General features: G+C 39.9%; 4 protein-coding genes. 2 read left to right on the top strand and 2 right to left on the bottom strand.

Going from position 1 to position 5,084, the window contains the following annotated elements; all coding sequences use genetic code 11:
• Positions 1-309 (top strand): type II CAAX prenyl endopeptidase Rce1 family protein (locus tag V7659_RS11140; RefSeq protein WP_335540094.1); only part of this gene is annotated, 309 nt, incomplete at its 5' end.
• An 80-nt stretch (positions 310-389) separates the two neighbouring features.
• Positions 390-863 carry an SRPBCC family protein gene (locus V7659_RS11135; protein WP_335540093.1) on the top strand — a complete coding sequence of 158 codons (474 nt, stop codon included), beginning with the start codon at positions 390-392 and terminating at the stop codon, positions 861-863.
• Positions 864-942: 79 nt separating this feature from the next.
• Here the strand turns inward: V7659_RS11135 and V7659_RS11130 are convergent, their stop codons facing one another.
• Positions 943-4,146 (bottom strand): UvrD-helicase domain-containing protein, encoded by a 3,204-nt coding sequence (locus V7659_RS11130; RefSeq protein ID WP_335540092.1) that lies wholly within the window; start codon positions 4,144-4,146, stop codon positions 943-945.
• Positions 4,139-5,084 (bottom strand): PD-(D/E)XK nuclease family protein (locus tag V7659_RS11125; protein ID WP_335540091.1); only part of this gene is annotated, 946 nt, incomplete at its 5' end. The genes V7659_RS11130 and V7659_RS11125, both read right to left, overlap by 8 nt.

Below are 5,084 nucleotides of genomic sequence, written 5' to 3'. Positions count from 1 at the left end.
GGCTTAAGCATAAGCAATATTATTTTTTCTATATTATTAGGTCTTTCTTTAACGTACGCATTCTATAAAACTGGCTCAATTTGGGCAGATAGCGGAATTCACTACGGGTTGAATGTTGCTTACGGTCTTTTCTATGGACTAGTAGGTAATCCAGAGGGTGGCATTCTTAAAATCAGGGAACATGGCCATGAAACAGTCCCCCTTCAATACATAGTCCCCGCGATGATGTTTCTTTTTGTCTTTCGGTTCCAGAGGTTTTATAGGAAGAACACCACCATCCCCATGAAAAAAGTCCCATTCTCGACATAAATGGTATAGGAAAAGGATATTTCTTGTTAAAAAGAGAATTATTAGTAAACTAATCAAAATATACCTCGAGGTGATGTTGGTTGAAAGAGTGGTCAAAGGAAATTGAAATCCAAGCTCCCATTGATACCGTTTGGGGATTGTTAAATGGTTCATTAGAGGAAATGCAAAGAATAATGCCACAAGTAGTCGATCATCAACCTGTAAAAGTGACAAATGAAGGTGTTGGAAGCATCTATCGGCAGAAATATCGAGAAGGCAAACGTGTCGAAGAATATGATGTTGAAACATTAGAATATCAAAATACTCCCGATCAGAAGAAATTAAAAGTTGGTTTTACTCTTGCCAAGATGTTTGAGATCACCGCTATGTATGAATTAACCGCCATCAATAAGCATAAAACTCTTTTTAAATACACCTGTACAAATAAGCCACTAAAAGCCTTCCTAAAGTTATTTTTATTCTTAGCAAGCGACAAAATTGTCGTTCAATTTTGTGAGAGAGTAAAAAAAGTAGCTGAAGAAGAATATAAAAATAGCAAAGTACTTATAAGATAGCCTGGTTAAAAACTATTTTTACAAAAGAAATTCCACAAGTTTGAGACCTGTGGAATTTTCTTTTTTTATATGGATCTAATCAATTAGCTATTATTTTGTTGGGCTCCAAGAAATACAGAAAATTGCCCGTTACTATTTCTCCGGTTAACTCCTCCCAGGCATGCTTATAGAAGGATAGCTGGCTGCGATAGAATGCCTGGAGTTTTTCATAATCTTCTATTTGTTTAGCTCGGTCTGTTTTATAATCAACAATTGTCCATGTGCCATTCGTTTTATAGATGAGATCAATCATTCCTTTCACATAGAAGGGATGCTTATCCTCAGGGTTAGTGGTGATTAACGAATAAAGAGTGTGCCCTCTTTCCACTTTTAATGTAAACGGAACTTCTGTCATTACTTCCTCGGCTGTCACTAATTCATCCCAAAGCGGTGAATGTCGAAAGTTTTCCAGGTAGGTGTTTACTTCTTTTTCCCTTTCGATTGGAAGCTTATATTTGCTTAAACCGACCTTAATATAATTAGAGATGTCATGACCTTGAACTGCTTTTTCAAAGATATCATGAATCAGCGTGCCCCAATTTTTGCCGCCGCCCGATTCTCGTTCAATGGTAATCAACTCAGAATAATCTTTATTCTTTGTTGGCGACCAATGTTCAAAGGATTTTTCCCTGCTTTGGTCCAGCCAGGCGTTTTTACTAATGGTTTTCGCCTGAAATTCGGTGAAGGTAATCTCTTTTTGAATGGAAGGAATCTTAAAAGCCTCTAACTCCGCGATTTCCATCTCTTCGATGTTTTCCATTTTGAAAAGGATGTTCCAAGGATTTTTCTTATTCCCATTATGGGAACTGATGATAAGGGCTTGTTCAGCACGAGTAGCTGCAACATAAACAATCCTCAGCTCCTCTTCGGTAAGGTACATTAATTCCTCTGACTTATGCGACACCCATTGGGGTGGAATCGCAATTTCCTTATCCGCATAACCATTCTTCACTATAAACGTAAAGTACCCTTTTGAGGTATGGTCTTCCCGTTTAATATGCTGTGATAAAAAGGATTCAGGACTGACTGTCTTAGCCGGATGTGCTAAAAAGACAATCGGCGCCTCGAGGCCTTTTGCTTTATGTATATTCATAATCCGAACAGCATCCGCCTCTTCTTCAAGATTAGCCACAACCGTTTTTTCAAAAATCATCTCCGTCAGTACTTCGAGGACTTGTTTATAGGTCGTTTTTCCAGCCGCCTCCTGTTTACGAAGGGCTTCTAGTATTTGGAGCAGACTTTTATAGGTTCGTTTGTTCCGGCCATTTTTCAAAAGTAATGGATAGAAGCCAACTTCTTCGATGATTTTTTCAATCGCTGCTGTTGGCGAAAGTGAACGAATTAGCTTTTGATAAAACTGTAATTTTTCTAAAACGATTTCAAATTCAGCTGCTAACTCTGGCGAAATTCCCGTAGGAATATTAGCAAAAATGGAAAATCGACCATTTGCTTGTTTCCATTGGTATAAATCTTGGTCACTGATTCCGAAGAAAATTCCCCGTAACACGGCAATCAAGCTCACCTCATCGGTTGGATCCAAAAAGGATGTTAGCAAGATCCATAAATCTTGGAACTCTCTCGTTTCACCAAGAATTACTTCACCACTGATACTGACTGGGATTCCCATGTCCTCAATCGTTTTCGCATAGGCTGCTACTCCATCTGTATACCTCGTTAGTACCATGAAGTCCTTGGCTTGATGTCCCTGCCCCATTAGGGTTTGAATGGTTAAGGCGATGTTTTCTGCATCGATTAATATGACATCCTCCTTCTTTTTATAATCGGCAGGAACGGATAAACGCTTTACACCAGTAAACTCAGCACCCTGGTCCTCGTGAAAGGAAACTAACGGCCGGTATGCCGCTTGGTAATCTGATTCTACCTCAGGTAAATGCCGTTTAAACACCATATTTAATTCACTGGTTACCGTGTCAACGGTCCGGAAATTAGTCGTCAATTGCAGCACTTCGCCGCCATGTTCCTCGAGTAACTGCTTGACGCGGTTATAGGTGTCAATATCAGCACGACGAAAACGGTAAATGGCTTGTTTTGGATCGCCTACCACAAAGAGTGAGCCAGCTTTCGGTTTGCAATTTGACCATGTTTCTTCATGGATGTCATCACTCGTTAAATAAAACATAATCTCTGCCTGAATCGGATCAGTGTCCTGATACTCATCAACGAGTAAGTACCGATATTTCGCTTGGAAATAGGCTCGAACCTCAGGATTTCCTTTTAGCAGCTTTGAAGTATACATCATTAAATCTTGAAAATTTAGAAGGGATCTCTCTTTCTTCAATTGCACATAAGTCTTTACAGCATCTTCTAAGAAACTAATAATTTTTGGATGGCAATATTCCTTCCATGCCTGGATCAGCGGTTTAATCGTTACCTCAAATTCGGATGAAATTTTTTCTTCGTAAAATTTTGCATCTTCTTTGGAGGGCCACCGATTATAGGTAGGCTTTAAATTCTTATTAAATAATTCGAAAATGCTAATAATGTCCTTTTCCTTCGAAGGGTCAATGAATCTTTCCTTTTGAACAGCTGTTAAAATCGATTTCTGTAAACCATCATATCCCTTTGGAGGCTCCTCCTCGGGAACGCATCTTTTTGCTTCCTTGATTAAGAGCATGAAAGAATGATATTCTACATTAAGTTCAGGTTTCGGAAGTGATTCGGTTATCCAGTCCACATCAGAATATTCCTTTAACCCTTTTAACCAAGGGAAAAGGTTGTCCACAGTAATCCCTAATTCTTCGATGATTTCCATTGAATGTGGTTGTTCATCCATTAAGGTTTGTAAATGAAGCTGCCAGGCCTCTTCTAATATCTCGAGGTCATCAGCTTCTTCAAGCTCCTCAAAGGTTAAATCTAAATTCGCTTCGATCGGGCGCTCGCGCAACAGTTTCGCACAAAAGGCGTGGACCGTACCTAAAAAGCAGCGCTCTATATTTTGCAGTGCTTCCCCTAGACGAAATTGGATTTCAAGATTCTTTTCCTTTTTCCATGCTTCTTCTAATTTCGCTTGAAAACGGACCTTTAACTCATCGGCTGCTTTCCGAGTAAACGTAATCGCGACTATTTCCTGAATTTCCGCGGTTCCCGTATAAATAAGGTTAACCATCCGCTCGACTAAGCTTGTTGTTTTACCTGAACCCGCCCCAGCTTCGACTAAAAAATTCGTGCTGAGTTGTGATTTAATTTTATCCCGGGCTGCTTGATCGCGAATTTCCTTAGTCATAGGCTCTAACCCCCTTTAGCTTCTGATTCGACTGTTTTATTTCAAGGGTTTCTTTATCATAAAAATGACGGCGGCACACCAGCTTATATTCACAGAATTTGCAATCATTGATATCATCAGTCATCTCAAAATGTCCATGACTCACCGCTTCGATTAACTTTTCCAAAATATCCATGCCATTGGTTCGAAGTGTCTTGTCCTGCTTCCTCGTAAATCTTTGTGCTAAACCTTTTCGGGTTGGAAAATAATAGGAACTTTCTTCGACAGCACCCTCGCCGAGATTGAGATGCTGTTCAATTGCCAATGCATAAATCATGTGCTGGAGTTGGCGGCCGCCTTTGAAGGCAGCATTTTTCGTATACCCATAGGTGCTCCCGGTTTTATAATCAATGATGTGATATTTGCCATTCTTTGTTTGATCGACACGGTCAATGATCCCAGCTATTCGTATTTCCCCTGATGGAAGAGTAATAAGCGCTGGTTCCTGTTCGCCAATCCCAAATGAATATTCGAAATGAAGCGGATCATAATTTTCACCATGAAGCTCTTCTTCTTTTAGAAAAATATCACAACAAGCTAGGATGTCATTCCGCTCACGTTGATAGACTCTCTCATTCGGAGGCGGCAGCACTTCCTTTTGTTCATCAATTAAGTCTTGAGCAATCTCTACAATAAGGCCCAGGTGCTTAGCGTATGAAGGCTTGGTAGAATCCTCTGTTAATTTTTTATAAAATGATTCAAAAATACTGTGAAGCAAACTTCCACGTGTAGCTGCGTCCAGCCATTTGTTTGCATCATAGGAAACACCCTCTACCGGTTTAACCTTTAGCACTTCTCTTAAAAAATAGGAATACGGACATTTGGCGAGAGTTTCAAGTTTGCCTGCACTCAGTGTTTTCTCTTGATTGAGGCGAGGATCATACGTTTCGGTATCAATC

It is taken from the genome of Neobacillus drentensis, from assembly GCF_036966985.1.
GTDB lineage: Bacteria > Bacillota > Bacilli > Bacillales > Cytobacillaceae > Neobacillus > Neobacillus drentensis_E.
This window is presented reverse-complemented; position numbering and strand designations above follow the sequence as displayed.